Below are 26,064 nucleotides of genomic sequence, written 5' to 3' on the forward strand. Positions count from 1 at the left end.
ACTGAAACGCGGGGCCGAAGCAGCGGCTCCGCGAGGGGGGATCTATGACTTTCTGGACCATTTTGCGCCAGCGCAGCTGGGGGCTTGTTCTCGTAATGGCGGGCGTGTGCGTTATTACGTTTATTATTTCGCATCTGATCCCCGGCGATCCGGCGCGCCTGCTGGCGGGCGACAGAGCGACGGATGAAATAGTGCAGCACATCCGCCAGCAGCTGGGGCTGGATCAACCGCTCTATATCCAGTTTTATCGCTATGTGACCGATCTGTTTCAGGGCGATCTGGGCACGTCGATCCGCACCGGGCGGCCAGTGCTGGCGGATCTCAAAACCTTTTTCCCGGCGACGCTTGAACTGGCGCTCTGCTCGCTGGTGCTGGCGATGGTCATCGGCATCCCGCTCGGCATTCTCTCCGCCGTTTACCGCAACCGCTGGCTCGATCACCTGGTGCGGCTGATGGCGATCACCGGGATCTCCACGCCCGCTTTCTGGCTGGGGCTTGGCGTCATCGTGCTGTTCTACGGCCACTGGCAGATCCTGCCGGGCAGCGGGCGGCTGGATGACTGGCTCGATCCCCCCGCGCGCGTGACCGGTTTTTATCTTATCGATTCGCTGCTGGCGGGCGATGGCGAAGTCTTTTTCAACGCCCTCCAGCACCTGATTTTGCCTTCGCTGACGCTGGCCTTCGTCCATTTAGGGATAGTGGCGCGGCAGATCCGCTCCGCCATGCTGGAGCAGCTTAGCGAAGATTACATCCGCACCGCCAAAGCGAGCGGGTTGCCGGGCTGGTACATCGTGTTGCGCTATGCGCTGCCGAACGCACTGATCCCGTCCGTGACGGTGCTCGGGCTGGCGCTGGGCGACTTGCTCTACGGCGCGGTGCTGACAGAGACCGTCTTCGCCTGGCCGGGAATGGGCGCTTACGTGGTGGCTTCCATTCAGGCGCTCGATTTCCCGGCGGTGATGGGGTTCGCCGTGGTGGTGTCGTTCGCGTACGTGCTGGTTAACCTGCTGGTGGACCTGCTTTATCTGTGGATCGATCCGCGTATCGGTCGGGGAGAGACGCAATGATGATGACCGAAGAGAGACCGGCTGCGATCGCGTCGCGCCGTCGCCGCATCGACTGGGCGAAAACCTTCTGGCTGCTCAGACGCAGCCCGCTGACGCTGGCGGGCGGCGTCATTATGGCGCTGATGCTGCTGTTGATGATCTTCTCGCCCTGGCTGACGCCTTACGATCCGAACGCGCTGGATCTCACCGCCCGGCTGCAACCGCCCTCGGCGCTGCACTGGTTCGGCACCGACGAAGTGGGGCGCGATCTCTTCAGCCGGGTGCTGGTGGGCAGCCAGCAGTCCGTCACCGCCGGGCTGGTGGTGGTGGTGATTGCGGGCGGCCTCGGCTCGCTGCTGGGCTGTCTCTCCGGCGTGCTTGGCGGACGCGGCGACGCCGCCATCATGCGCCTGATGGATATCATGCTCTCCATTCCGTCACTGGTGTTGACCATGGCGCTGGCGGCGGCGCTCGGGCCGAGCCTGTTTAACGCTATGCTCGCCATCGCCATTGTGCGCATTCCGTTTTACGTGCGCCTGGCGCGGGGGCAGACGCTTGTGGTGCGTCAGTTCACCTTCGTGCAGGCGAGCCGCACCTTCGGCGCATCGCGCTGGCACCTCATCAGCTGGCATATTCTGCGCAACGCGCTGCCGCCGCTGGTGGTGCAGGCGTCACTCGATATCGGCAGCGCCATCTTAATGGCCGCCACCCTCGGTTTTATCGGCCTGGGAGCGCAACAGCCTTCGGCGGAGTGGGGCGCGATGGTGGCCATCGGGCGCAACTACGTGCTCGACCAGTGGTGGTACTGCACCTTTCCGGGGGCGGCGATCCTTATCACCGCCGTGGGCTTTAACCTGTTTGGCGACGGCATCCGCGACCTGCTGGATCCGAAAGCGGGAGGACGACACTGATGAGCGATACCGTACTGCACATCGACGATCTGCAACTGAGCTTCCCGGTGTGGCGCGGCGAGGTAAGCGCCCTCAACCGCGTCTCGGTTGAGGTGAAGCGCGGCGAGATAGTCGGCCTTGTGGGGGAATCCGGCTCCGGTAAATCCGTGACCGCGATGCTGGCGATGCGCCTGCTGCCGGAGGAGAGCTACCGCATTCGCGGCGGGCGCGTCACGCTGCTTGGCGAAGATATCCTGAACGCGAGCGAGAAACAGCTGCGGCAGTGGCGCGGCGCGCGGGTATCGATGATCTTCCAGGAGCCGATGACGGCGCTGAACCCGACGCGGCGCATCGGCAAACAGATGGTGGAGGTGATCCGCCAGCATCAATCGCTCTCCCGCGAGGCGGCGAAGCAAAAGGCGATTTCCCTGCTCGACGAGATGCAGATCCCGGACGCGGAGCAGGTGCTGGCCCGCTACCCGTTCGAACTTTCCGGCGGCATGCGCCAGCGGGTGATGATTGCGCTCGCTTTCTCCTGCGAGCCGCAGCTGATTATCGCCGATGAGCCCACCACCGCGCTTGATGTGACCGTGCAGCGTCAGGTGCTGCGCCTGCTGAAGCAAAAAGCGAAAGCGAGCGGCACGGCGGTGCTGTTTATCAGCCACGATATGGCGGTGGTGTCGCAGCTTTGCGACCGCATGTATGTGATGTACGCCGGGGCGGTGATTGAGAGCGGCCCGACGGCGCAGCTAATTGAACATCCCACGCACCCCTATTCGCTGGGGCTGCTGCGCTGCGCGCCGGAGAATGGCGAACCGCGCGCGCCGCTGCCCGCCATTCCCGGCACGGTGCCTAATCTCACTCAACTGCCCGTCGGCTGCGCCTTTCGCGACCGCTGTTTCGCGGCGGGACCGCGCTGCGGCGAAAAGCCCGCGCTGCGCCCGTGTGCGTCGCCCGGTCAACAGGCCGCCTGCTGGTATCCGCAAGGGGAGGTAACTCATGTCTGACGTGCTGCTGGAACTTGATAATGTGCACGTGAATTTCCCGGCGCGCCGCAACTGGCTGGGACGCGTCACCGAACGGGTTCATGCGCTAAACGGGATGGACCTGCAAATTCGTCGCGGCGAAACGCTGGGCATCGTCGGTGAGTCGGGCTGCGGCAAAAGCACCCTTGCGCAGCTGCTGATGGGCATGCTGAAACCCAGTTCAGGCGAATGCAACCGCGCCCGCGGGCCCAACTCCTGGGCGGGCAGCGGCATGCAGATGGTGTTTCAGGACCCGCTCTCTTCCCTCGACCCCAGGCTGCCGGTATGGCGCGTCATCACCGAGCCGGTGTGGATCCAAAAGCACAACAGCGAAAACGAGCGTCGGGCGCTGGCGGAGAAGCTGGCGCTGCAGGTAGGCATTCGCCCGGAATACCTCGACCGGCTGCCGCACGCCTTTTCCGGCGGGCAGCGCCAGCGCATCGCCATCGCCCGGGCGCTCTCTTCCGAGCCCGATATCATCGTGCTGGACGAACCCACATCGGCGCTGGATATCTCGGTGCAGGCGCAAATCCTCAACCTGCTGGTGACGCTTCAGCAGCAGCGCAACCTCACCTATGTGCTGATTTCTCATAACGTCTCGGTGGTGCGCCACATGAGCGACCGGGTGGCGGTGATGTATCTCGGGCAGATTGTCGAACTGGGCCAGGCGCAGCAGGTGTTGGGCGCGCCGCAGCATCCCTATACGAGGCTGCTGCTGGAGTCGGTGCCGCAGGCCGGGCGCCCGCTGCTGGACGACGCCCCGCGCAAAACCGAGCTGCCCGGCAACCGCCGGTTGCCGCAGGGCTGCTATTTTCGCGACCGCTGCCCCAGGGCGGCAAGCGGCTGCGAACAACCCCAGGCGCTGCGCGAAGGTGAGGGCGGCTGCGCGGTGCGGTGCTGGCGGGCCGTCGAGTAAGGCGACTCGATGCGTTAAGCGGAAAGCGCGCGGTGGCGTAAAACCGCTACACGTGATGGCAGGCCACGCGGTGCCCCGGCTCGTTGACGTCGCGCAAAAGCGGCGCTTCGCGCCGGCACAGGTCGGTGGCGTTGGGGCAGCGCGAGGAGAAGCGGCAGCCCGGCGGCGGGCGGGTTGGGTCCGGGATATCGCCCTGGACGGCCGCCACCGGCTCGCTGTTCGGGTCAAGCGTTGGCACCGCCGCGAGCAGCGCCTGGGTGTAGGGGTGCAGCGGCTGGCGAAAGAGGGCGTCGCGGCTTGCGGTTTCCACAAGCTGCCCCAGGTACATCACCGCCACGTCGTCGCACAGGTGTTCGACTACCCCGAGGTCATGGGAGATAAAAAGAAACGTCACGCCTAAGTCATCGCGAAGGTCGGCAAACAGATTGATGATTTGCGCCTGGATCGACACGTCCAGCGCGGAAATCGGCTCGTCGGCGACGATAAACTCCGGCTGTAAAATCAGCGCCCGGGCGATGCCGATGCGCTGGCGCTGGCCGCCGGAAAACTCATGCGGGAAGCGGCTGGCGTATTGCGCCGGCAGGCCGCAGATTTGCATCACCTGCGCCACCTTGCCTGCAAGCTCCGCTCTGCTGCAAAGCTTATGCTCCAGCATCGCCTCGCCGATGGCGTCGCCCACGCGAATGCGCGGGTTGAGCGAGCTGTACGGGTCCTGAAACACCATTTGCAGCTTCGGGCTTAGCGCTTTGCGCGCTTTGGGTGTTAAGGCGTGCAGCGGCTCGCCGTGAAACTTCACGCTGCCCGCCGTTGGCGCATAAAGCCCGAGCAGGGTGCGGCCCACGGTGGTTTTCCCGCTGCCCGATTCGCCCACCAGCCCGAAAATCGTTCCTTTGCGAATCGCGAAACTTACGCCGTCCACCGCCCGCACCTGGCCGGTGGCCGCGCCGAAAAGACCGTCGTAGACGGGAAAGTGCTTCACCAGGTTTTCGACTTCAATTACATAATCGTTGCTCACGGGCGCGCCTCCTGTTCCGCTCGCTCCTGAGGGGAAAGTTGACCGCGATAAAAGCAGGCCGCCTGCTGTCGTTGCCCGCTTAAGGGCGGAATGCCCTCGCGACAGCGCGGGGTGGCGCGCGCGCAGCGGTCCGCAAAGGCGCACCAGGGCGGGAGGGCGGCGAGATCCGGCACCTGACCTGGAATCGACCCTAAGCGGCGGCGTCGCGTGCCCGGCACCGGGCGCGCGGCGATAAGCCCGCGGGTGTAAGGGTGCTGCGGCTGGCGCAGCACGTCGGCGGTCGGCCCCTGTTCCACGACCCGGCCGGCATACATCACCACCACATGCTCCGCCATCTGGGCGATCACCCCCAGATCGTGGGTGATCAGCATCAAGGCCATCTGCTGCTGCTTTGCCTGATCGCGCAGCAAACGGAGGATCTGCGCCTGCACGGTTACGTCCAGCGCGGTGGTGGGCTCGTCGGCTATCAGCAACTGCGGCTTACAGCTAAGCGCCATCGCAATCATCACCCGTTGCAGCATGCCGCCGGAAAGCAGGTGAGGGTAGCTCTCCATCAGGCTTTCCGCCCGCGCCAGCCCCACCTCGCGAAGAAGCTGCGTGGCGTGTTGCCAGGCGGCCTTAGGCGACTCGCCCCGGTGGCGGATAAGCGGCTCCACCAGCTGCTCGCCAAGCGTCAGCACCGGGTTGAGCGCGCTCATCGGCTCCTGGAAAATCATCGCCAGCCGGTTGCCGCGCAGGTCGGCCATTTGAGACGGGCGCAGCTTGAGCAGATCGCTGCCTTGATAAAGGATTTCTCCGCCGTCGATGCGCGCGCTCTGGGGAGGCAGCAGGCCCATCAGCGACATTGCCGTGACGCTCTTGCCGCAGCCGGACTCGCCGACAATGCCGACAATCTGTCCCGCCTTCACCCCGAATGAGACCTCCTGCACCGCCCGCACCCGTCCGTGGTCGGCGGCGAAAGAAAGGGAGAGCTGATTAAAGCGAATAAGCGGTTCGGTCATGTGATCCTCCGCTGCATTTTTGGGTCGAGGGCGTCGCGCAGACCGTCGCCCAGCACGTTAATGGCGATAACGGTGAGCAGGATAGCCACGCCTGGCGGCATCCACAGCCACGGGCGACGTTGAAAATCGATAAGGCTGTTGGCGGCGTCCATCATGTTGCCCCAGGAAGGGGTAGGCGGCACCACGCCGAGGCCGAGGTAGCTTAAGGCCGATTCGCTGAGAATCGCGTTGGCCACCGCCATGGTCGCCATCACCACCAGAATCGGCACCGTATTAGGCAGCAGGTGGCCGAACAGGCGTCGGCGGGCGCTTAAGCCCAGCACTTTCGTCGCCTGCATAAAATCCCGCTCGCGCAGCGAGAGAATTTGCCCGCGCACCAGCCGCGCCAGCTTCGGCCACTCCAGCAGGCTTAGCATAATAATCACCATATAAACCCGGGCATCGGCGGAGAAATCGAGTTCCGAGAGCATGGCTCCCATCACAATTAACAGCGGCAGGCTGGGGATGGTCATCACCAGGTCGGCAAAGCGCATAATCAGCTTGTCCGTCACGCCGCCCACGTAGCCGGAAAGCGCGCCCAGCAGGTAGCCGAGGGTGACGGAAAGCAGCATCGTCAGCAGCCCGACTATCAGCGAAATGCGCCCGGCCAGCAGCAGGCGGGTGTAAATGTCGCGGCCAAGAAAATCGGTGCCGAGCCAGTGCGCCGCGCTCGGCGCTTTGTTGATCATCAGCGCGTCGGTGGCGTCGTTGCGCCAGGGCGACCACAGCGGCCCCAGCACGCACCAGAGCGCCATCACCGCCAGCAGCGCAAGGCAAAGCATCGCCAGCCGGTTGCGCTTAAGCCGCTGCCATGCCTGGCGCCAGGGAGAGGGCGCGGCCTGCGCCAGCGCCGGGATCGCCGCCTTGCGCAGGCGACGTTGAGTGGAAAAAAGCGAATTGAGCATCACGACCTCACCCGAATGCGCGGGTCGGCCCACGCGTAAAGCACGTCGGCAAGCAGGTTGCCAAGAATGGTTAACACCGCCAGAAACAGCGTGAAGCCCATCAGCACCGGGTAGTCGCGGGCGGCCAGCGAGTCGATATGAATATGGCCGGCGCCGGGCCAGTTAAATACTTTTTCGGTAATCAACGCCCCGGAGAAAAGCCCCGGCAGCTCAAAGCCGAGCAGGGTGATGATGGGCAGCAGGGCGTTGCGAAGGGCGTGTTTGAGGATAACCGTACGCTCGCGAAGCCCCTTGGCGCGGGCGGTGCGGATAAAATCCATCTTCACCACATCAAGCAGGCTGGCGCGAAAATAGCGCGTCAGGCTGCCCGCCTGCAGCATCACCAGCGCCAGCACCGGCAATGCCAGATGCGCCGCGACCTGGGCGACCCACGCCCAGCCCGTCGCATCGCTGCCGGTATTGGTCATGCCGCCCACCGGCAGCCAGTGCAGATCGACTGCGAACCACTTAATCAGCAGCAGGCAGAGAAAGAAGGTGGGAAAAGACATCGCGGCGAAAATCACCACGCTCACCAGATGGTCGAACAGCGAACCGGGCTTCATGGCCGAGATAATGCCCACCGCCAGCGCGATAACCCAGTAGAGGATCATGGCGATGCTCGCCAGCAGAAAGGAATTCCAGATGTACTGGTTCAACAGCTGGCTGACCGGGATCTGGTATTGCAGCGAAAAGCCTAAATCACCGCGCAGCAGCTGGCCCAGCCAGTGCAGATAGCGCGAAAGCAGCGGCTGGTCGAGGCCGTAGAGCGCCTTCAGCTCGGCGGCGCGCTGGGCGGTCAGCGTCACGTTGCCGTCAATAAAATCGCCGGGCGTTTTAGCGAACAGCAGAAAGATAATGAACGAGGCGAAGAACAGCATCGGAAGCGTTTGCAGCAGCCGGCGCAGAATAAAGTTTCTCATGACGTTCTCAGCGCCGCCGCGCCCGGTAAGACGCGGCGGCCGGGGGTTCAACGGATCTTACTTAACGATTTTCACATCCGGCAGGCTGCCGGTCAGGCCGTTATAAATGTCGGGCTTAAACCCAGTGACGTGGGCGCTGCTGGCCGACAAAATTTTGCGGTTGCCGAGCAGGATAACCGGCGGGTCTTCCGCCAGCACCTTGTAGAGCTGGTGGTAAATCGGCTTGCGTTTTTCCACCTCCAGCGTGGCGTTGCCTTCGGTGATGAGCCTGTCGACTTCGGCGTTGTGGTAGCCCTGCACGGCCGCCTCGCTGCTGTAATAATCCCAGACGCCGTCGTGCGGGTCGTTCAGCGTACTGGTGCTGAAAGAGGCCATGTCATAGTTGCCCGCTTTGCGCGCCGCCATCAGGGCGTTGAAGTCCACCACCTGCGGCTTGAGCAGCACGCCAATCTGCTGGTAGTTCTCTTTGGCGACAGGCACCAGCGCGTCGTTCAGCACCTTCTTGCTCACCAGCAGGCTCAGCTCCAGACGCTTGCCGTCCTTCACGCGAATGCCGTCGGGGCCGGGCTTCCAGCCTGCTTCCTCCAGCAGCTTTTTCGCCTGCGCCGGGTCATATTTATACGGGTTCACGCCGCTTGTGTCGTAGGCCCAGGAAATAGGCGCGATGGGTTCGATGGCTACCGAGCCGTAGCCCTGGTAGACCACGTCAATCAGCTTCTGGCGATCCAGCCCGTAGATCAGCGCCTGGCGCACTTTTACATCCTGCAGGGCAGGGCGCTTGAGGTTGAACTCCACCTTGCTGTAGTCGCTTGAGCCATAAAGGTTGATGTTAGCGAAGCCCAGCAGCTTGAGCTGTTCGATGTCATCCGGGCGCGAGGTGAAGGCGTCATAATCCGTCTCGCCGGTCTGGAACAGCTGGAAGTTGGTGGACGGGTTAGTCACACGGTAGATAAAGCGCGGGGTAGGCGGCGTGCCGCGATAAAAATGGGTATTGGCGTGGAAACGGATCTCCTGGCCGGGGATGTATTTTTCATACACGTAGGGCCCGTTGCCGAGCGGCTTGCCGTGCAGCGTGCGCAGATAATCAAGCTGGCCGGGCTGGTAGCCTTTGCCGTAATACGCCTTCGAGAGCACCGGCCCGCCGATTTTCGCAAGCGTGGTGGCGCCCGGTTGGGTGGTGGTGACCTGCAAGGTCAGCGGGTCGAGCACTTTCAGGCCGCTGACGCGCTGCGCCTTGCCGGCTTTGTAGTCTGCGCCGCCTTCAATATTGGCAAGCGTGATGTCGGTGTCGCCGTCATATTTCGGGTCATGCAAAAGCGTGAGCGTGAACGCCACATCTTCGGCGGTGAGCGGCGAGCCGTCGCTGAAGGTGAGGTTCGGGCGAAGCTTGATGGTATAGGTTTTGCCATCGGGGCTTACCGTCCAGCTTTCGGCCAGTCCCGGCACCAGTTTGCCCTGGCTGTCCCAGTCGATAAGGCGCGAGAAAATGACGTTGGTCACGTTCTCATCCCAGCCGTTAACAAAAAAGTAAGGGTTAAAGATCCCCTGCGGTTCAGAGATGCCCGCCACCACCGTGTCTTTACGAAGCTTTGCCGCAGCGGGGAGCTGGTTTGCGTCTGTCGCGGGCGTAATGCCCTCTTTGAGCACATCGTCCGCGAGGCTCAGCGAGGAAAACACGACCGCGCCGCCGACCAGCGCCGCCTTCAGAAATGACGGCGAAGCGAGTTGTAATACATTGATTAACCTTGCCAAAATCGATCCCTCTCGTGAAATAGTTATAGGTTTTCGTAAACAGCCCGAGCATAAAAAGGGGCTTTTGCTTTGTCTGACAATGAAAAAACAGGCCTTGTAGCGTTTTGCGCCAATGGCTTACGCCTGGTCGCGCTCACGCTGCTTTGCCGCGATAAACGGCGCGACGTTGATAATCTCTGCTGGCGGCTGGCGCCGGGCCAGCTGCTGCGCCATCCATGTCATATAAGGCGCGGCGTGGCGGAAAAAGGCGTAATAGCCGCTGCACAGGTGGTTTTGCCGGTGCTTGCCGTCTCGCGCCAGGCGGTGCTTCGGGCAGCCGCCCTGGCAGGCGAAGCGGTATTCGCAGCGCTGGCAGGTGGGCGACGTGGGCGTTTTGGCATTGCCGAAGCGCCGCTGCTGCTTGCTGGCGACCAGCTTGTCCGGCGCGTCGCGCAGGATGTTGCCGAGGTGGTGCTCGGGCGCGACGAAGTGGTCGCAGCTGTAGACATCGCCGTTCTGCTCCACCACCAGCGCCGCGCCGCAGGTTGGCTGCATCACGCACAGCTCCGGCGTGTTGCCGGTCCAGGCCGTCAGCGTGTTATCAAACATCTGCACGAAAACGCGGCCTACGTCGCGGCGCACCCATTCATCGAAGAGCGTTATCAGAAAACGGCCATACGCTTCGCCGGAGACCGACCACGGCGCCACCGCGCTGCCGTGCTCCAGCGCGATGGTTTCGCCAAAGCGGGCCGCTTGCGCCGCGCGCGGCATCGGCTCCACCGCCGGGATAAATTGCAGGTGCTGGCCGCCTAACTCCTGAGTCAAAAAGCGGTAGATCTCCAGCGGGTATTGCGCGGTGACGTCGTTGACCACCGCCAGCAGGTTGAACGCCACGCCGTGGCGCTTGAGGTGGCCGATAGCGTCGACCACTTTGTGAAAAACGCTGCCGCCCGACTGGGTTTTGCGGTAGGCGTCGTAAAGCGGTTGCGGGCCATCTACAGAGATGCCCATCAGAAAATGATGTTCCGCCAGAAAGCGCGCCCACTCGTCGTTAATCAGCACGCCGTTGGTCTGCATGCTGTTGGTGATGCGCTTGTTGCCCGCGTACTGCTTTTGCAGCGCCACGGCGCGGCGATAGAAGTCCAGCCCCGCGAGCGTCGGCTCGCCGCCCTGCCAGGTAAACGCCACTTCATTGCCAGGCGAGCTTTCGATATAGCGCTTAATAAACTGGCGCAGCACCGGTTCGGACATCGCCCGCGACGGCGGCTGGCCGTGCAGCACCGTTTCGCCGTTCGGCAGGTAGAAGCAGTAATCGCACGCCAGGTTGCAGTGAAAGCTGGCGGGCTTGGCCATCAGGTGAAAGCCTTTTTTCATTTTTATCTCTCCCTGCGGCGGGCGAAGCTCGCCGAGAGGCGGTCGAGCAGGATAGCCATCAGCACCACCACAATGCCGCTTTGCAAGCCAAGGCCGATATCCAGTTGCTGGATGCTGCTGAGAATATCGTTGCCAAGCCCGCCTGCGCCGACCATCGAGGCGATAATCACCATCGACATCGCCATCATGATGGTCTGGTTCACACCCGCCATAATGGAAGGCTGGGCGGCGGGCAACTGCACTTTCCACAGCAGTTGCCAGGGAGTGCAGCCAAAAGCGATGCCCGCTTCAAGGCGCGCGGCGCTGACCTGGCGAATGCCCAAATCGGTCAGGCGCACCACCGGCGGCATAGAGAAAAGAATGGTGGCGAAGATGCCCGGCGGCCTGCCAAGGCCAAACAGAATGGTGGCCGGGATAAGGTAAACGAAGGCGGGCATGGTCTGCATAAAGTCGAGCAGGGTGCGCACCACGCTTCCCACCCGCGCCCGGCGGGCGCTCCAGATGCCAAGCGGAATGCCGATAAGCAGGCTGAAAAAGGTGGAGGAGAGCGTCAGCGCAAGCGTAATTGAGGCGTGCTCGCTGTAGCCGCTGTAAATGATGTAGAGCGTGGCGAGCAGGGCGAAAAGCGCAAAGCCCTTGCCGATGCGCCAGGCGCCGATGCCGGTCGCCAGCATCACCAGCCCCCAGGGCGTGAGCCAGGCGGTCACGGTTTCAAGGCCGCCGGCGAAGGTATCAATCACCACCGCCAGCGCATCAAAAAAGCCGCCCGCGTGGGCGAGCAGCGAGTGGATGGCCTCGTCAATCTGGCGGCTGAAATCAAGCGGGTAGGTCATAAGCTCCTCAGCGCGGTTGCCAGATGTCGGTGTAGGTTTCCGCCATCTGCCAGCGGGACGTGTCCACGCCGGAGAAGAAATGGCGCACATAAGGGGTGGCAGGGGCGTTGATCAGCGCTTCCGGCGCGCCCACCTGCACCAGCTCGCCTTTTTCCATAATGGCGATGCGCGTACCGAGGCGCAGCGCCTCTTCCATGTCATGGGTAACGAAAACAACGGTGCGGCGAGATTCGGCCTGAAGCGTCAGCAGCAGCGACTGCATTTCGCGGCGGATAATCGGGTCGAGCGCCGAGAACGCCTCGTCCATCAGCAACACCGAAGGGTTCACCACCAGCGCCCGGGCAAGCCCCACGCGCTGCTGCATGCCGCCGGAGAGCTGGTGCGGGTACTGGTTCGCCACGTCGCCAAGCCCTACTTTCGCAAGCATGGCGCGCGCCCGTTCGTGGCGTTCTGCACGCGCCATGCCTGCCACTTCCAGCCCGAAGGCGACGTTGTCCAGCACGCTTCGCTCATCAAAAAGCGCAAAAGACTGAAAGACCATGCCGATGTGCTCACGGCGCAGAGCGACAGTTTGCGCGGCCGTCAGCGAGCCAAGCTCGCGCCCCTGAAACAGCACCGCGCCTTTGCTCGGCGGGATCAGGTAGTTAAGCGTGCGCAAGAGCGTAGATTTGCCGGAGCCGGAAAGGCCGACAATGACAAAAATCTCGCCGGGAAATATCGACAGCGAAACCGCATTCAGGGCTTTTACCGGCTGCGCGTTTTCCGGGCGTGAAAAAAACGCGCGCTTCGCCGTTGGGTAATAATGTTTATTTACCCCGCGTAATTCAATTATCGGTTCAGACATGGCGTAATTATCTTTTTCAGCAATGTTTACACCCTACATTAAAAAAGCAAAATAAAGTTAATGCTTTTAATGCAGGCAATAGACAATTTCCGCATTAGCTTATTTATATTCCGGCAATGGATTATGGTTCAGGTGAAAATGCCAGGCTTCATCTAATAACCAGGCGCGGACTTTCTCCTGCTGTGCGGATAAAGGTTTACCGCTGGCGGAGATTAAATAGTACCCGCGCTCGGTACGCACTTCCGGCCCGCACTGAAGAAGCTGGCCGCTTGCCAGAAACGGCGTAACCAGAGGCCGCCAGCCAAGCGCCACGCCTTGTCCTTCAATCGCCGCCTGGATAACCAGCGAGTAGGCGTTGAAGGTGCGCGACGCGCCGTGGCTCTGGCCCCTGATGTGGTGGTGGCGAAACCAGTCTTCCCAGCTAAGCCAGCGCTGCGGGCGGGTTTCCGGAAGCTTCAGCAGGGGGAAATCAAGCAGCCGCTGCGCCGTCGGGTTGCCGCCGATTTCCTGGGCAAGGCTCTGATTGCAAACCGGAATGACCGATTCAGGAAAGAGCCGCTGCGCCTGGGTTCCCGGCCAGTTCCCCGCGCCGAAATAGATAGCCAGATGAGCGTTGCTGTCGCGAAAGTTATAGTCGTTAGGCGAGGTGGATACCTGCACCTCCACGCCCGGAATCAGCGCCTGCAGGGCGTTCATGCGCGGCAGCAGCCAGTAGCTGGCGAAGCCCATATCGGTGTCGATGCGAAGCACGCTGCGCTGGTGGCGCGTGCGCTCAATCTGCTCGCTTATTTCGTTGAGGCTTGCGCGCACTATCTGGTAAAGCCCGCTGCCCGCCTCGGTCAACTGCACCCCCCGATGACGACGTTCAAATAGCGGCGCGTTGAGCAGATTTTCCAGCAGCTGAATACGCTGGCTGACCGCCGGTTGCGAAAGTCCAAGCTCGTTTCCCGCCGCGGTGAAATTACCGTGACGGGCTGCGGCTTCAAATACGACTAATACCTGTAAAGGCGGAAGCTGTAATTTACCTGCCATAAACTGACCTTATGCCATGATAATAAAATAGCCTCTTCACAGAATGAAAATGGCGTGCGATAAACCTGCCATGTTTTTATTTCTGTGGCGAGTTAATAATGCTTATAAATAAACCGAATATCGTTATTCTGATGGCGGATCAGTTAACTGCGAGCGCGTTGCGCGCCTATGGAAATAAAGTCAGCCTGACGCCGAATATCGATAAGCTGGCGCGTGAAGGTGTGGTATTTGAATCCGCCTACTGCAACAGCCCGCTCTGCGCGCCCTCACGCGCTTCGCTGATGACAGGGCAGTTTATCTCCCGCAACAAGGTGTTTGATAACGCCGCTGAGTTTCGCGCCGATTCGCCCACCTTCTGCCACTACCTGCGCGAACAGGGCTACCGCACCTGGCTTTCCGGCAAGATGCATTTTTGCGGCCCGGACCAGCTGCACGGTTTTGACGAGCGGCTTACCACCGATATTTACCCTGCCGATTTCGGTTGGACGCCGGACTGGCGACACCCGGAGCGCCGCCTCGACTGGTATCACAACATGAGTTCAGTGCTGGAGGCGGGCGAGTGCGTGCGCACCAACCAGCTTGATTTTGACGACGAGGCGCTCTTTATGGCGCGCCAGCGGCTCTATGACGCCGCGCGCCAGCCCGACGAGCGGCCGTTCCTGCTGACGCTTTCGCTGACGCACCCGCACGATCCTTTCGCGATACCTAAGCGCTACCTCGACCGGTTCAGGGAAGACGATATCGATCTGCCGCAGGTTCAGGCCCGGGACGTAGAAAACGATCCGCACTCGGCGCGGCTGCGAGCCATGTACCAGTCAGAAGAGGGGCTGCTGAGCGAAGAGCAAATCAAACGAGCCCGCCATGCCTACTACGGCGCGCTGGCTTACGTCGACGACTGCTTTGGCGAAGTGCTGCGCACGCTGGAGGAGACGGGGCTTGCGGATAACACCGTGGTCTTTGTTATCTCGGACCATGGCGAAATGCTCGGCGAGCGCGGCCTCTGGTACAAGATGTCTTTCTTTGAGAACGCGGCGCGCATCCCGCTTATTGTCCACAGCCCGTCGCGCTTTGCGCCGGGGCGCATAAAAGCGAGCGTGTCGCTGGTAGATTTGCTGCCGACGCTTGTGGAGCTTGCGAGCGGCGAAGACCGCCGCGATGAGGCTGTCGCGCCGCTGGACGGCCAGAGCCTGGTGCCGCATTTGCGCGGCGAGCCGGGGCCGGACGGGGCGGTGAGCGAATATCTGGCGGAGGGCGCTATCGCGCCGATGCTGATGCTGCGTCGCGGTCCGTGGAAATACATGTATTCGCTGAGCGACGCGCCGCAGCTTTTTAACCTGGAGCAAGACCCGTTTGAGCTGAACAACCTTGCCGGCAAGGCTTCGCATCAGGACGTCGCCCGCGAGTTCGCCGCGCACGCAGCCGCGCACTGGAACGTGGAAGATCTGAACCAGCAGGTGCTGGCAAGCCAGAAGAAGCGTTTGTTTTTAACCCGCGTAGCGGGCCGCGACGCCATTGCGAAATGGGACTTCCAGCCCTTCAGGGCGGCCTCAGAGCGCTACATTCGCAACCACCAGACGCTGGACGAGCAGGAAGCTTTCGCCCGCTACCCGCGTCCTCACACCCACCCAGCCGGGGACAAATAATGAAAATGAAAAAACTCGCCGCCATGCTGTTGCCTGGCATCGCCTTGCTCACCGCTTTCCCGGGCTTTGCCGCCGAGCCGGCAAGCTGCGCCACCGTCAGTCAGTCTGACCCGGGCTGGACCGATATCGCCGCGACCAATGCGCTCTCCGGCACGGTGCTGAAAGCGCTGGGCTACGAGCAGAAGGTGCAGAACCTTTCCGTGGCGCTGGCCTATCAGGGGCTAAAAACCGGCCAGCTCGACGTTTTTCTTGGCAACTGGATGCCCGCCCAGCAGCCGGTTATCAGCAAATTTACCAAAGATGGCTCGGTTAAGGTGGTAGGCGCGAACCTGCCTGCCGCGAAATTCACTCTGGCGGTTCCCGACTATGTCGCCGCCGCTGGCGTGAAGGATTTTGCCGATCTGCAAAAAAACGCCGATAAGTTCGACCATAAGATTTACGGCATCGCTCCCGGCGCGCCCGCTAATCAGAACATCAAAAAGATGCTCGATAAACACGACTTTGGCCTGCAGGGCTGGAACCTGGTGGAATCGAGCGAGAGCGGCATGCTGGCGCAGGTGACCCGCGCCGTGAACCGCAAACAGTGGGTGGTGTTCCTTGGCTGGGAGCCGCACGCCATGAACACCCGCTTTAAGCTCACCTACCTGAGCGGTGGCGACGCTTACTTCGGCCCGAACTACGGCAGCGCCACCGTAAACACCGTGACGCGCAAGGACTACGCAACGCAGTGCCCGAACCTTAACCGCTTCTTTACCCAGCTGAAGTTCGATGTCGCGCTGGAAAACGCAGTTATCGCCCGCGTGCTGGACGACAAGCAGGATGTGAACGAGGCGGCGAAAGCGGAGCTGGCGAAGCGTCCGGAACTGCTCTCCGGCTGGCTTAACGGCGTAACGACCCGCGACGGGAAACCTGCGGAGCCGGCGGTGAAAAAAGCGCTGGGGATCTAACCTGCGGCGTTTTTTAGCATATCGTCAGGCAAATTTTCCTCAGGGAAGAGGAAGATGGCTTATTAACGCCAGGGGTTTATCCGTGCTTTTCGCTGGCAGTCTGGGCTCGTAACATGCTGTTTTTTATCAGCACAGCAGAAAAGTAAAATGATTAACCGCGATTTTGACCACCTCTGCACGCTCCTTCACCCGTTTTTTATCCGCGAAGATATTCGCCAGAAGCTCAATATCATCGACCAGAACAACATTACCGGCTGGGAAGTCTGGCTGCAGATTGAGTTTTCGAACCTGCTGGTTTCCACCGGGCATGAGTGGTGGCGCGAGCAAACGCTGAACGCCGATTTACGTAAAAACCCGGTACGCAACTCGCTGCGCACCGACTTCCTGCTGCGCAAGAAAGGCTGGACCCTGGACAGCTATATCGCGCTGGAGATTAAGCAGAATAACGATCCGACCAGCTGCGTGCGCAACATGGTGCTCGACCTTGAGAAAAGCGCGCGCATCAAAGCGTCGGAAATCGATCTGCGCAGCTTCTGGACGCTTGGCATTACCCGTACGATTGAACGCGAAAGGCTGGAAGCGCTAATCGATCGCTACCTGATAGATAAGTACTACCAGACGAAAAGCCGGGACAGGCACGTACTGCTGGAACCCATTGAAGATACGCCATTTTGTTATATCGTCATCTGAACGCGGTTGTTTACAGGCCTGACCACAGGCGATACGTCATGAAAACCCTTCATTTTGTATAAAGTTTTCCCGGTATGTGCCGAAACCAGTGACTCTGTCGTACCGGAAATGAGAAACCATGTTAAACCGAGTCAAAGTTGTTACCAGCTTATTATTTGTGCTGGGGCTATTTGGGATTTTACAAATGGCTTCCGGTGGTCTGTTCTTTAATGCCATCAAAAATGACAAAGAGAACTTCACAATTCTGCAAACCATCCGCCAGCAGCAGTCTACGCTGAATGCCAGCTGGGTGGCCCTGCTCCAGACCCGCAACACCCTGAACCGCGCCGGCATCCGCTACATGATGGACGCCAACAACATGGGCAGCGGCGCGACCGTTAACGAACTGATGCAGATTGCCACCACCTCGCTTAAGCAGGCGGAAGAGAAGTGGGCGGCCTATCAGGCGCTGCCGCGCGACCCTCGCCAGAGCGAGCAGGCGGCGGTGGAAATTAAGCGCAACTACGATATCTATCACGGCGCGCTGGCCGAGCTTATCCAGCTGCTGGGCGCGGGCAAAATCAATGATTTCTTCGATCAGCCGACCCAGAAATACCAGGATGGCTTCGAGAAAGAATATAACGACTACATGCAGCAGAACGACAGCCTCTATCAGCTGGCCGTAGATGGCAATAACGGCTCTTACAGCCTGGCTATCTGGATCCTGATTGGCGTGCTGGCGGTTGTGCTTGCGGTGATTATCGCGGTCTGGTTCGGCATTCAGAAAGCGCTGCTGGCGCCGCTTCACAGCCTGATTGAGAGCATTCGCCATATCGCGAGCGGCGACCTGGTGCGTCGTATCGACGTGGAAGGCACCAACGAAATGGGCCAGCTGGCCGATAGCCTGCGCCATATGCAGGGCGAACTGGTACGCACGGTAAGCGTGGTGCGCACCGGCGCGGACGCTATCTACAGCGGCGCCAGCGAAATTTCCGCCGGCAATAACGATCTCTCCTCCCGTACCGAGCAGCAGGCGGCTTCGCTGGAAGAGACCGCAGCCAGCATGGAGCAGCTGACCGCAACCGTGAAGCAGAACGCCGAAAACGCCCGTCAGGCGAGCCAGCTGGCGCTGAGCGCCTCTGAAACGGCGCAGAAAGGCGGCAAAGTGGTGGATAATGTGGTGCAGACCATGCGCGATATCGCGGGCAGCTCGCAGAAAATCGCCGACATCACAAGCGTTATCGACGGCATCGCCTTCCAGACCAACATCCTCGCGCTTAACGCCGCAGTAGAAGCGGCGCGCGCGGGCGAACAGGGCCGCGGCTTTGCGGTGGTCGCAGGCGAAGTGCGCAACCTGGCGCAGCGCAGCGCTCAGGCGGCAAAAGAGATTAAAGGCCTTATCGACGACTCCGTGAGCAAAGTCGACGTGGGTTCAACGCTTGTGGAAAGCGCGGGCGAAACCATGGGGGAAATCGTCAGCGCGGTGACGCGCGTAACCGACATCATGGGCGAAATCGCTTCTGCTTCTGATGAGCAGAGCCGCGGTATCGACCAGGTCGGCCTGGCGGTGTCTGAAATGGACCGCGTGACCCAGCAGAACGCCTCGCTGGTGGAAGAGTCCGCTGCGGCTGCGGCGGCGCTGGAAGAGCAGGCGAGCCGCCTGACGCAGGCTGTCACGGTGTTCCGCATCAAGCAGGACGCCCGTGAAGCGGTTCAGGCGACGCCTGCGCCCAAAGCGCCTGTCGCCCCGGTCGCTCCCCGCAAGCCGGTAGTGGCTGATGGCGGCGACAATTGGGAAACCTTCTGATTCCTCTCCGCTAAGTCCATCAACCCCCGTCCTGTGACGGGGGTTTTCTTTTTTCAGCCGAGCGATAAAACTGTTACCGGAATATTCTTAGCCGCTTTTCGGGTTTCGTTGAAATAATTTCCACACGGCGGGCTTATGCGCTTCGCTTATTTTTATGTGGCTCCATGTATAAGCGTGGCGGTAAAGTCTCGCCTTCCGTGCCGATAAAAATAAAATTTTTCCTCTGACTTTTTATTAATTGCGTAAGCTAACAGCGTTTTTATATTTATTAACAATTTCTTTCACTCCGCTTTTATTTGCCTCCCGTGCCGTAGTCTATGCTTAAGACTATGTGATTGAATAATGACTATTTATTACGCGAATATTTTTCGGGAATGTCGACCAGAGCCAGGAAACGCTATGTCAGATAAACATGATGATAACGAAACGACAAAGCCGGACGCAGAGCAGACGCTGACGCTGGCCGAAGAGCAGGCGGAAATCACTAAAACGAAAGTTGTGGATCGCCGTATTCGCTTAACCCGAACTACGCACTCAGACGAGAAATTGCTTGAAACAGAATTATCTCAGGAACAGGTATTCATCGAGCATGTCATAAAAAATGAACCCGTTGATGAAAATAACATTCCACAGGTTCGTGAGCAGGGGGATACATTAATTATCCCGGTAATAGAAGAGCAGGTCGAAATTATCAGGCGTTATGTCCTGAAAGAGGAAGTTCATATTCGCAAAGTGAAAACGACCGAGCCTTATCAGGAAAAAGTGATTTTACGACGCCAGGAGTTTGATATTTCCACGGATGAGGAATAAACGGAACGTAACCCAAAACCGAAGCACGAGGAGAATCTGTTATGGCACATGAGAAAATCGTTACTGCTTTTAAACAGCTTCAGCAGGCGGAAGTGGCAAAAGAGAAACTGATTGCAGAGGGTATCGCGGAACACAACATCGATATCATCTCAGGTGAACGGCTGCGGGTTGAAGACAAAGAAATACGCCACCCAAGCTTCTGGCAGCGGTTGTTTGGCGATGACGTGGATGATGATTACGCAGAAGAGTACAACCAGGCGATTCGTACTGGCGGCGTGCTGCTGACAGCGCGCGTGGATAAAGATGACGCAGACCGTATTGAGGCGCTGCTGGATGAATATTCATCCGATTATGCTTCCTCCGGCACTTATGGCGGCTATGGCGTGGGTAAAAGCCCGGAAAACGCCGACCGCGACCGCGAATTTATGGGCGAAACCGATGACGTGACCGGCACCGGCCGCACGACGGGCAGCCTGAACAGCGGCCTGGCGGGCATTGGCGCGGCTGGCGCAGGCGTGGCGGGCGGCACCATTAACGATCCGTCTGAAAAAGTGCCAGGCACAAGCGACGATACGGTGCCGGATGCGGATGATTTAACCCGCAATCGCACTCTGACCGGCCAGGGCGGCGCGGATTACGTGGATGACGATACCCTGCGCGATCGCGATGTGACGGGCCGTACCGGTGCAGGGCTGGTGGATGATGATGACATCAGCAACCGTGGTTATACAGGAACGCCGGGCAGCGCCGTACCAACAGCCGCTGGCGCGATAAGCGACACCGACCGCGATGAGACGCTGAAACTTGCAGAAGAGCAGGTGGAAATTGGCAAACGTCGCGTGAGCGATGGCGTAGTGCGCCTGCGCCGTTACACGGTGGAAGAAGATGTTTCGGAAGATATTTCGCTTTTCGATCAGCATGCCGATGTGTTCCGCCATGCGGTAGACGAACCCGCCTACCTGAACGACGTTGACTGGTCGGAAAAAACCATCGAGGTGGAAGAGTCTCATGAAGTGCCGACGGTGAACAAAACCGCCCGCGTGCGTGAAGAAGTGGGGCTGCGCACCGAAGGCAACGAGCGCGTGGAAACGGTGACAGATACCGTGCGCCGCCAGGAAGTGGAAGTGGATAAATCTGGCGCCGACCGCCTTTCGGATACCGATAGCGACCGCCTGAAAGAAGATGACGATCCGCTGCTGCGTAAATAATCTCGTCTCAGCAAAACCGGCCCGCGCTGCCCCGCAGCGCGGGTTTTTTATTGCTCTTAGCCTGCGGTTATCTCTACAAGGTTGCCGTCCGGGTCTTTCAATACCGCTTCGTAAAAACCGTCGCCGGTCATGCGCGGCCCGCTCAGCAGAATGCCCGCCTCTTTCGCCCGGTGCGCCAGCCGATCCACCGCCTGTTTATCGCCGACGTCCAGCGCGATATGCGCCCAGCCGCCATGTTCTTTATCGGCAGGCCCGTCGGGGAGCGCGGGCAGCGACATCAACTCAAGCGTGGCGCCTTCCGACAGCGTTACAAAACGCGAGGTAAAGCCCGGGCGATTTTTACTGACGTAAAGCTCGCCTGCTTCAGCATGGAACCAGTCGGCCCAGAAGCGGGCCTGCGCGTCGAGATCAGTTGTCCACAGGGCGACATGGGCGATTTTCATTCACATTTTCTCCCGAAGGTAAGAGGGCATGAAGCACCGCGCCGCCGTGCTGGCGAACGTCCAGCTCCATCTCCGGGTGCGCGTTGCGTGAAGTAATGAGGTAATCGACATCGGCTGCGCCCATGAAATGGTACGGGGCAAAGCGGCCGGGTTTGTCGCTGCTGCATAACACCGCCACGCTTCCTGTATGGGCCAGAAGCTGCTGCTTAAACTGCGCGTCCTGATAATGCAGCGCGCCGAAGCCGCTCTGCGTTTCAAAGGCGCAGACGCCGATAAAAGCGATATCAAAGCGAAAGGGTCTGAGTTGCTCAAGCGCCCGGATATCCACCGCGCCGCCGACCTGCTCGTTTAGCTCTCCGCCCAGCATGATGGTGCGGATACCCGGTTTCGCCAGCAGCCGGGCGGCGATATCGACGCTGTTGGTGACGACAGTCAGGTCGCTGTCGCGCGGCAGCAAATCCGCCAGCAGCAGGTGCGTGCTGCCCGCATCGAGATAGAGCAGCTGGCCTGGGCAGAGAATGTGCAGCGCCGCCTGCGCCAGCGCCTGCTTTTCATCTGCGCTTACGGCAAGGCGCATTTGCGGCGTACCGCTGGCGGGGGAGGGAAGCAGCGCGCCGCCGTAGGTGCGTTTGCATCTCCCCTGGCGGGCCAGTTCACGCAGGTCGCGGCGGATGGTCGCTTCGGTGGCGCCAAGGCGCAGCGCCAGGTCGGCGGCCATCACTTTGCCATCCTCTTTCAGGATGTTAAGAATGATGGTCTGCCGTTCATCAGGGAAGAGTTTCATATCGCCATTTCATTGGTATGTAATGTTCATGAATGTACATCAATGAATATAAATGTACATTACTGGCGATAAAAAACGCGATCCCGGCTACACCGCCAGGATCGCGTGATGATCTTAACGCTGGCCTTGCAGGTATTTTTCCCGCTCAGCCTGTGGCACCATGCCGCCGCCGGTGGCCCAGACCAAATGGGTGGCGTTGTTAAGCTGCGCCGTGGTGAAACGGGAGAGGTAATCCGCCGTCAGCCGCCATGGGCCTGGCATGCCCGCCAGCGCGGAAGGCTCAAGCGTAATATGTTCTGCTTCATGAAGCTGGCGCAGCAGGGCGAACAGCGTTTCGTCGGCTACCGTGAAGTAACCGTCTATCAGCCGTTCCATCGCCCGCCCCACGAAGCCGGAAGCGCGGCCAACGGCAAGACCATCGGCCGCCGTGACGTTATCAATGCCCAGTTCCTGAACGGAAATCGCGTCGTGCAGGCCGGTGTGCACGCCAAGCAGCATGCATGGAGAGTGCGTGGGTTCGGCAAACAGACAGTGAACGTTATCGCCGAAAGCGAGCTTCAGGCCAAAGGCGACGCCGCCTGGGCCACCGCCCACGCCGCAGGGCAGGTAGACGAATAGCGGGTTATCGGCGTCCACGGTCACGCCTTGATGCATAAACTGTCGCTTAAGCCTTTCCCCTGCTACCGCGTAGCCAAGGAACAACGTGCGGGAATTTTCATCATCAATGAAAAAGCAGCGCGGATCGCGCTCTGCCGCCTTGCGCCCCTGCTCCACCGCCACGCTGTAATCCTGCTCGTATTCCACTACCTCTACGCCATGCTCGCGCAGCAGCGTTTTTTTCCACTGGCGGGCGTCGGCGGACATGTGCACGCTCACGTTAAAACCGAGCTTCGCGCTCATGATGCCAATCGACAGCCCCAGATTGCCGGTAGAACCTACCGCGATGCGATACTGGTTAAAGAACTGACGAAAGGCGGGGGCGGCGAGTTTACGGTAATCATCCTGAAGGCTAAGCAGCTTCGCCTCCAGCGCCAGCTTCTCGGCGTGAGCCAGCACCTCATAGATGCCGCCGCGCGCTTTAATGGAGCCGGAGACAGGCAGATGGCTGTCTTTTTTCAGCCACAGCGCGCCGGGCAGCGGCTGACCGTAACGCTGCGCCAGCGCGTTTTGCATGGCGGGCACCGGCGCCACCTCCGATTCAATGATCCCCTGCATGGCGCGCGTTTGTGGGAACACCTCGGCGATATAAGGCGCAAAACGGGCCAGCCGCGCTTCGGCGTCGCGCACGTCGGCTTGCGTCAGTCCGACGTAAGGCAGCCCTTCAGCAAGGGTAGTGGCGGCGGGGTTAAACCAGGCGGTTTCGCTCAGGGCGATAAGATCGTTCAGTAAGGGAAAAGCGGCGGCCAGTTCGGCAGGGGAAGGCGTGGTCATGGCGTTCTCGCGTACGAAAAGGAAAAGAGCAGCATAGCAGCATGTGCGGCGAGGCAGAAACGGCGTCAGGCCGCTGGCGTAAAAGGGCCAGCGGCGCGGTCTGTCACCCTTCGACATTCACCACTTTGATATCCACCATGCCGATACCCAACTGGCGCGGCGAGTGGCCGAGGATATTACCCTCGTTAGTGGTTTGCGGGTCCGGCGGCACGATGACCAGCGTGTTGCTGCGCGACGGGTTTTCAAAATGCAGCGTGGTGGTTGAGACATCGTTGCCAAGCGTCAACGTCTGCTCTTTGTCTCCCACCCGCACCGGAATCGGTTTATTGGCGTTCGGGCCGAAGGCTTTCGCGGTGATAACCAGGTCGAATTTCTCCGGCAGCGGCGCGTTATACTCAATCTTCACTTCATTGCCGAGCTGCGCGTTTGACCAGCGTCCCCAGGATTCCGGACGTGAAATGCCGGTGAACTGCTTCACCTCTTCCGGCGCGCCCGCCACGTTAAAGACGAAGCTGTCGGCTTTGTAGCGAATATCGTTATCGACGATTTTCAGCAGGTCGACGTTGCGCTGGTAGCGGTCGGTGTTGATGACGGTATCGCGAAACGCCGCTTTGCCCTGCCAGATGGCTTTATCCACCCGCTGCACTTTCTGCTCGCCGCCCAGTTGGCCCTGCGAGACGCAGAGGTCGGTAGAGAGCGCCAGCGCCGGGGCCCAGAGGCGCGCCATCTTGTAGCAGTTATCCACCCACAGGAAATTATCGCGCGGGGCGAAGTCCGCCAGCTGGTAGCGCAGCGGCGCGGAGTATTCGCTCTCCGGCAGCGGCTCAATTTTCTTATCGGCAACGCGCAGCAGCAGCGGCAAGTGAAAGCGGCTGCCGGAGAAATCGATGGTTTTTTTCTGCTGATCGACCGTGAAATCATCGATTTTGGTCGGGAAGTTCCACAGACGGATGATGTCCGGCTTCCAGGCGAGCACTTTCTCTTTCATGTTCAGGAATACGGTCGAGAGCGACTGGCCGGAGATGCTGCTGCGCCCCAGTCCGATAAAGTTGTCGCCGCCCAGGATATCCAGCACCGTTGCGCCGTTGTCCATGGTGCTGCGCTTCACCGCCACCACGTCCTGCTGCGGTTTATCGCCGCGCACGATAAAAAACAGATTTTCCCTGTCCTGCTTGCTCAGGTATTTATAAGCCGTGTTGTTCATCGCCAGATGGTCGGAAGAGACCACGATGACCGTATTTTTGAAGTACGGCGAGGCTTTGATTTTGTTGATAAGCGCCGCGATATGCTCCTGGCTGCAGGTTACGGCGCTGAATGACTGATTCGGTTTGCCTTCGAAGGCGTAGCTTTTACGCTGGCAGGTGCGCGAGACGAAGCCGTCGGGGTGGTGGGTGTCCACCGTCAGCGCGAAAAGGGAAAAGCGTTTGCCCGCTTTCGACAGTTCTTCATACTTTTTCCAGACCTGCTCGAGCACCGTGTCGTCGTAGAAGCCCCAGTCATTACGATAGGCCGGGTCCGCCACGACGCCTTTCAGCTCTTCCGCGCCGTACAGGTGGTCAAAACCATGGGATTTCAGGAAGACATCTTTGCCGGCGAAGCGCAGATTCGCGCCCTGCATAAAGTAGTTTTCGTATCCGGAGTTTTTCAGGATATCGCCAAGACAGATATTTTGCGGGAAGAAGCTCGACATCGAGGCCGAGGCGTTGCCCTCGAACGGCGCAAAAAGCGGAATGCCGCACTGGGAGGCGACCATACCGGCGATGGTGTAATCGGTGCCTGGAAGCTGCATCGTTTTGCTGAAATCCAGCCCTTCGTTTTTCAGCGCGCCCAGTTCCGGCGCAAGCTGCGGGAACGCCTGATCGTCAAAATAGGTGCGCTCCAGGCTTTCGCCGTAGATATATACCAGGTTCAGCTGCGGGTCCGGAATCGTTTTATTCGGCTCTTTATAATACGTGACGAAATCAGGGTCGCCTTCGCGGGTTTGCGATTTCACCAGTTCGGTTATCTGGCGAAACGCCGGGCTGGCGTCCACCGAGGCGAGCGCCAGCGCCAGCGCCAGCAGGCTATAGCCAAGGTGATGCGGATGGCGACGGCGGCGCAATATCCAGGCGAGCAGGCCGAATACGGCCACCAGGACGGCGATAAGCCCGACGGCGGGCAGAATGTATTTGGTCACGCCTGCGCCGGTAAGGCTGTTGGTAAGGGTGTAAAGCACCGCGTCGTTAATGCCGTCGCCGGTAAAATAGTTACTGGCATAAAGCGTAATGTTCAGGATGACAAACAGCCCTAACACCACCAGCGTGGCGACAAACCACCAGGTATTGCGGCCCGCTTTTAGCGCATAAATCGCCACGGAGGCGAGAAAAAAGACCACGGAAAGCAATTCTGACACTACTGCACCCTCACAGACGGCTCACGCCGACAGGCTTAATCCCACTTTTTTAGCGCTACAATCTAACTTTGCTGTCACGCTCCTGCAATTCTAGTGTCATGGTTTTGTGCTGTTGTTCGGAATTGGTTTAGATACGTTATTTTTTGACGCGTATCGCATCGCTGTGCGGCGGCGGTTTGCCGTCTGTTAGCCTTTTTCCTGCCTGGCGGTTTGCACAATGCGGTCAATACGAAATAAGCAGGGGCTTCAGGGCGCTTTGTAAGCCAGACAGGCGAGGGGAGCAAAAGCGAACCCGGCGCGGCGACGCGCGCCGGGAGAGG

Annotated in this window: 23 protein-coding genes; 10 read left to right on the plus strand and 13 right to left on the minus strand. The window is 60.0% G+C overall.

Translation table 11 applies throughout. The features are described from left to right. The first annotated feature begins 44 nt into the window (after nucleotides 1–44). From ACU4F7_RS02895 to ACU4F7_RS02910, 4 genes are read left to right on the plus strand one after another with little or no spacing between them, the layout of a single operon-like run. Nucleotides 45–1,067, plus strand: coding sequence for an ABC transporter permease (locus ACU4F7_RS02895; protein WP_024556528.1), 1,023 nt, complete (start codon nucleotides 45–47; stop codon nucleotides 1,065–1,067). Next, nucleotides 1,064–1,957, plus strand: coding sequence for a D,D-dipeptide ABC transporter permease (gene ddpC / locus ACU4F7_RS02900; RefSeq protein ID WP_024556527.1), 894 nt, complete (start codon nucleotides 1,064–1,066; stop codon nucleotides 1,955–1,957). Before ACU4F7_RS02895 ends, ddpC begins: the two co-directional genes overlap by 4 nt. Next, a complete protein-coding gene (locus tag ACU4F7_RS02905; RefSeq protein ID WP_481637998.1) occupies nucleotides 1,957–2,943 on the plus strand; it encodes an ABC transporter ATP-binding protein in 987 nt (328 codons plus the stop codon). Before ddpC ends, ACU4F7_RS02905 begins: the two co-directional genes overlap by 1 nt. Continuing rightward, entirely contained in the window at nucleotides 2,936–3,877 is a 942-nt protein-coding gene (locus ACU4F7_RS02910) for an oligopeptide/dipeptide ABC transporter ATP-binding protein (RefSeq protein WP_481637999.1), read from the plus strand. The genes ACU4F7_RS02905 and ACU4F7_RS02910 overlap by 8 nt, the downstream gene beginning before the upstream one ends. 46 nt (nucleotides 3,878–3,923) lie before the next feature. Here ACU4F7_RS02910 and ACU4F7_RS02915 read toward each other — a convergent pair whose 3' ends face one another. The 9 genes from ACU4F7_RS02915 to ACU4F7_RS02955 form a co-directional block, all read right to left on the minus strand. Beyond that, complete coding sequence (locus ACU4F7_RS02915; RefSeq protein ID WP_024556524.1) at nucleotides 3,924–4,892, minus strand: ABC transporter ATP-binding protein; 969 nt, start codon at nucleotides 4,890–4,892, stop codon at nucleotides 3,924–3,926. Further along, nucleotides 4,889–5,893 carry an ABC transporter ATP-binding protein gene (locus ACU4F7_RS02920; RefSeq protein WP_481638000.1) on the minus strand — a complete coding sequence of 335 codons (1,005 nt, stop codon included), beginning with the start codon at nucleotides 5,891–5,893 and terminating at the stop codon, nucleotides 4,889–4,891. Before ACU4F7_RS02920 ends, ACU4F7_RS02915 begins: the two co-directional genes overlap by 4 nt. Then, nucleotides 5,890–6,837, minus strand: a complete 948-nt coding sequence (opp4C, locus tag ACU4F7_RS02925) for an oligopeptide ABC transporter permease (RefSeq protein ID WP_481638001.1) — start codon at nucleotides 6,835–6,837, stop codon at nucleotides 5,890–5,892. Before opp4C ends, ACU4F7_RS02920 begins: the two co-directional genes overlap by 4 nt. Beyond that, nucleotides 6,837–7,796, minus strand: coding sequence for an ABC transporter permease (locus tag ACU4F7_RS02930; RefSeq protein ID WP_028019942.1), 960 nt, complete (start codon nucleotides 7,794–7,796; stop codon nucleotides 6,837–6,839). The genes opp4C and ACU4F7_RS02930 overlap by 1 nt, the downstream gene beginning before the upstream one ends. Nucleotides 7,797–7,853: 57 nt before the next feature. Continuing rightward, nucleotides 7,854–9,548, minus strand: coding sequence for an ABC transporter substrate-binding protein (locus ACU4F7_RS02935; protein ID WP_481638002.1), 1,695 nt, complete (start codon nucleotides 9,546–9,548; stop codon nucleotides 7,854–7,856). Nucleotides 9,549–9,665: 117 nt separating this feature from the next. Beyond that, a complete protein-coding gene (locus ACU4F7_RS02940) occupies nucleotides 9,666–10,901 on the minus strand; it encodes an anaerobic sulfatase maturase (protein WP_024559399.1) in 1,236 nt (411 codons plus the stop codon). A 2-nt stretch (nucleotides 10,902–10,903) separates the two neighbouring features. Continuing rightward, nucleotides 10,904–11,734, minus strand: a complete 831-nt coding sequence (locus ACU4F7_RS02945; protein ID WP_481638003.1) for an ABC transporter permease — start codon at nucleotides 11,732–11,734, stop codon at nucleotides 10,904–10,906. 7 nt (nucleotides 11,735–11,741) lie between these two features. Next, nucleotides 11,742–12,578 carry an ATP-binding cassette domain-containing protein gene (locus ACU4F7_RS02950; RefSeq protein WP_024559397.1) on the minus strand — a complete coding sequence of 279 codons (837 nt, stop codon included), beginning with the start codon at nucleotides 12,576–12,578 and terminating at the stop codon, nucleotides 11,742–11,744. Between the two features lie 99 nt (nucleotides 12,579–12,677). Continuing rightward, nucleotides 12,678–13,610, minus strand: coding sequence for a LysR substrate-binding domain-containing protein (locus ACU4F7_RS02955; RefSeq protein ID WP_024559950.1), 933 nt, complete (start codon nucleotides 13,608–13,610; stop codon nucleotides 12,678–12,680). 98 nt (nucleotides 13,611–13,708) lie between these two features. Between ACU4F7_RS02955 and betC the strand changes: the two genes are divergently transcribed. The 6 genes from betC to ACU4F7_RS02985 all read left to right on the plus strand — a co-directional run bounded on the left by betC (nucleotide 13,709) and on the right by ACU4F7_RS02985 (nucleotide 20,694). Next, on the plus strand, nucleotides 13,709–15,253 hold the full coding sequence (betC, locus tag ACU4F7_RS02960) for a choline-sulfatase (RefSeq protein ID WP_481638004.1): 1,545 nt from the start codon (nucleotides 13,709–13,711) through the stop codon (nucleotides 15,251–15,253). Beyond that, complete coding sequence (choX, locus tag ACU4F7_RS02965; RefSeq protein ID WP_481638005.1) at nucleotides 15,253–16,200, plus strand: choline ABC transporter substrate-binding protein; 948 nt, start codon at nucleotides 15,253–15,255, stop codon at nucleotides 16,198–16,200. Before betC ends, choX begins: the two co-directional genes overlap by 1 nt. A 147-nt stretch (nucleotides 16,201–16,347) precedes the next feature. Then, on the plus strand, nucleotides 16,348–16,890 hold the full coding sequence (locus tag ACU4F7_RS02970; RefSeq protein WP_029591314.1) for a hypothetical protein: 543 nt from the start codon (nucleotides 16,348–16,350) through the stop codon (nucleotides 16,888–16,890). A 118-nt stretch (nucleotides 16,891–17,008) separates the two neighbouring features. Further along, the gene (tsr, locus tag ACU4F7_RS02975; protein ID WP_029591313.1) at nucleotides 17,009–18,676 is read left to right on the plus strand and encodes a methyl-accepting chemotaxis protein; all 1,668 of its coding nucleotides are present in this window, start codon (nucleotides 17,009–17,011) and stop codon (nucleotides 18,674–18,676) included. A 399-nt stretch (nucleotides 18,677–19,075) separates the two neighbouring features. After that, entirely contained in the window at nucleotides 19,076–19,486 is a 411-nt protein-coding gene (locus tag ACU4F7_RS02980) for a YsnF/AvaK domain-containing protein (RefSeq protein ID WP_029591312.1), read from the plus strand. Between the two features lie 41 nt (nucleotides 19,487–19,527). Beyond that, entirely contained in the window at nucleotides 19,528–20,694 is a 1,167-nt protein-coding gene (locus ACU4F7_RS02985) for a YsnF/AvaK domain-containing protein (protein WP_481638006.1), read from the plus strand. A 56-nt stretch (nucleotides 20,695–20,750) separates the two neighbouring features. Here ACU4F7_RS02985 and ACU4F7_RS02990 read toward each other — a convergent pair whose 3' ends face one another. The 4 genes from ACU4F7_RS02990 to opgB all read right to left on the minus strand — a co-directional run bounded on the left by ACU4F7_RS02990 (nucleotide 20,751) and on the right by opgB (nucleotide 25,744). After that, a complete protein-coding gene (locus ACU4F7_RS02990; RefSeq protein WP_024559389.1) occupies nucleotides 20,751–21,137 on the minus strand; it encodes a VOC family protein in 387 nt (128 codons plus the stop codon). Next, nucleotides 21,103–21,921, minus strand: coding sequence for a DeoR/GlpR family DNA-binding transcription regulator (locus ACU4F7_RS02995; protein ID WP_481638007.1), 819 nt, complete (start codon nucleotides 21,919–21,921; stop codon nucleotides 21,103–21,105). Before ACU4F7_RS02995 ends, ACU4F7_RS02990 begins: the two co-directional genes overlap by 35 nt. Nucleotides 21,922–22,035: 114 nt before the next feature. Continuing rightward, a complete protein-coding gene (dsdA, locus tag ACU4F7_RS03000; protein WP_481638008.1) occupies nucleotides 22,036–23,352 on the minus strand; it encodes a D-serine ammonia-lyase in 1,317 nt (438 codons plus the stop codon). 103 nt (nucleotides 23,353–23,455) lie between these two features. Further along, on the minus strand, nucleotides 23,456–25,744 hold the full coding sequence (gene opgB / locus ACU4F7_RS03005; RefSeq protein WP_481638009.1) for a phosphatidylglycerol--membrane-oligosaccharide glycerophosphotransferase: 2,289 nt from the start codon (nucleotides 25,742–25,744) through the stop codon (nucleotides 23,456–23,458). Between the last annotated feature and the right edge of the window lie 320 nt (nucleotides 25,745–26,064).

It is taken from the genome of Franconibacter pulveris (genome assembly GCF_056780215.1).

Bases quoted from the DNA above. Each gene is read 5' to 3' on its own strand.
- ACU4F7_RS02930 (WP_028019942.1), bottom strand. From the start codon at position 7,796: ATGAGAAACTTTATTCTGCGCCGGCTGCTGCAAACGCTTCCGATGCTG.
- ACU4F7_RS02905 (WP_481637998.1), top strand. From the start codon at position 1,957: ATGAGCGATACCGTACTGCACATCGACGATCTGCAACTGAGCTTCCCG.
- ACU4F7_RS02985 (WP_481638006.1), top strand. From the start codon at position 19,528: ATGGCACATGAGAAAATCGTTACTGCTTTTAAACAGCTTCAGCAGGCG.
- ACU4F7_RS02980 (WP_029591312.1), top strand. From the start codon at position 19,076: ATGTCAGATAAACATGATGATAACGAAACGACAAAGCCGGACGCAGAG.
- ACU4F7_RS02895 (WP_024556528.1), top strand. From the start codon at position 45: ATGACTTTCTGGACCATTTTGCGCCAGCGCAGCTGGGGGCTTGTTCTC.
- tsr (WP_029591313.1), top strand. From the start codon at position 17,009: ATGTTAAACCGAGTCAAAGTTGTTACCAGCTTATTATTTGTGCTGGGG.
- ACU4F7_RS02970 (WP_029591314.1), top strand. From the start codon at position 16,348: ATGATTAACCGCGATTTTGACCACCTCTGCACGCTCCTTCACCCGTTT.
- ACU4F7_RS02920 (WP_481638000.1), bottom strand. From the start codon at position 5,893: ATGACCGAACCGCTTATTCGCTTTAATCAGCTCTCCCTTTCTTTCGCC.
- ACU4F7_RS02940 (WP_024559399.1), bottom strand. From the start codon at position 10,901: ATGAAAAAAGGCTTTCACCTGATGGCCAAGCCCGCCAGCTTTCACTGC.
- ddpC (WP_024556527.1), top strand. From the start codon at position 1,064: ATGATGATGACCGAAGAGAGACCGGCTGCGATCGCGTCGCGCCGTCGC.
- ACU4F7_RS02910 (WP_481637999.1), top strand. From the start codon at position 2,936: ATGTCTGACGTGCTGCTGGAACTTGATAATGTGCACGTGAATTTCCCG.
- ACU4F7_RS02950 (WP_024559397.1), bottom strand. From the start codon at position 12,578: ATGTCTGAACCGATAATTGAATTACGCGGGGTAAATAAACATTATTAC.
- ACU4F7_RS02995 (WP_481638007.1), bottom strand. From the start codon at position 21,921: ATGAAACTCTTCCCTGATGAACGGCAGACCATCATTCTTAACATCCTG.
- choX (WP_481638005.1), top strand. From the start codon at position 15,253: ATGAAAATGAAAAAACTCGCCGCCATGCTGTTGCCTGGCATCGCCTTG.
- ACU4F7_RS02945 (WP_481638003.1), bottom strand. From the start codon at position 11,734: ATGACCTACCCGCTTGATTTCAGCCGCCAGATTGACGAGGCCATCCAC.
- ACU4F7_RS02990 (WP_024559389.1), bottom strand. From the start codon at position 21,137: ATGAAAATCGCCCATGTCGCCCTGTGGACAACTGATCTCGACGCGCAG.
- dsdA (WP_481638008.1), bottom strand. From the start codon at position 23,352: ATGACCACGCCTTCCCCTGCCGAACTGGCCGCCGCTTTTCCCTTACTG.
- opp4C (WP_481638001.1), bottom strand. From the start codon at position 6,837: ATGCTCAATTCGCTTTTTTCCACTCAACGTCGCCTGCGCAAGGCGGCG.
- betC (WP_481638004.1), top strand. From the start codon at position 13,709: ATGCTTATAAATAAACCGAATATCGTTATTCTGATGGCGGATCAGTTA.
- ACU4F7_RS02955 (WP_024559950.1), bottom strand. From the start codon at position 13,610: ATGGCAGGTAAATTACAGCTTCCGCCTTTACAGGTATTAGTCGTATTT.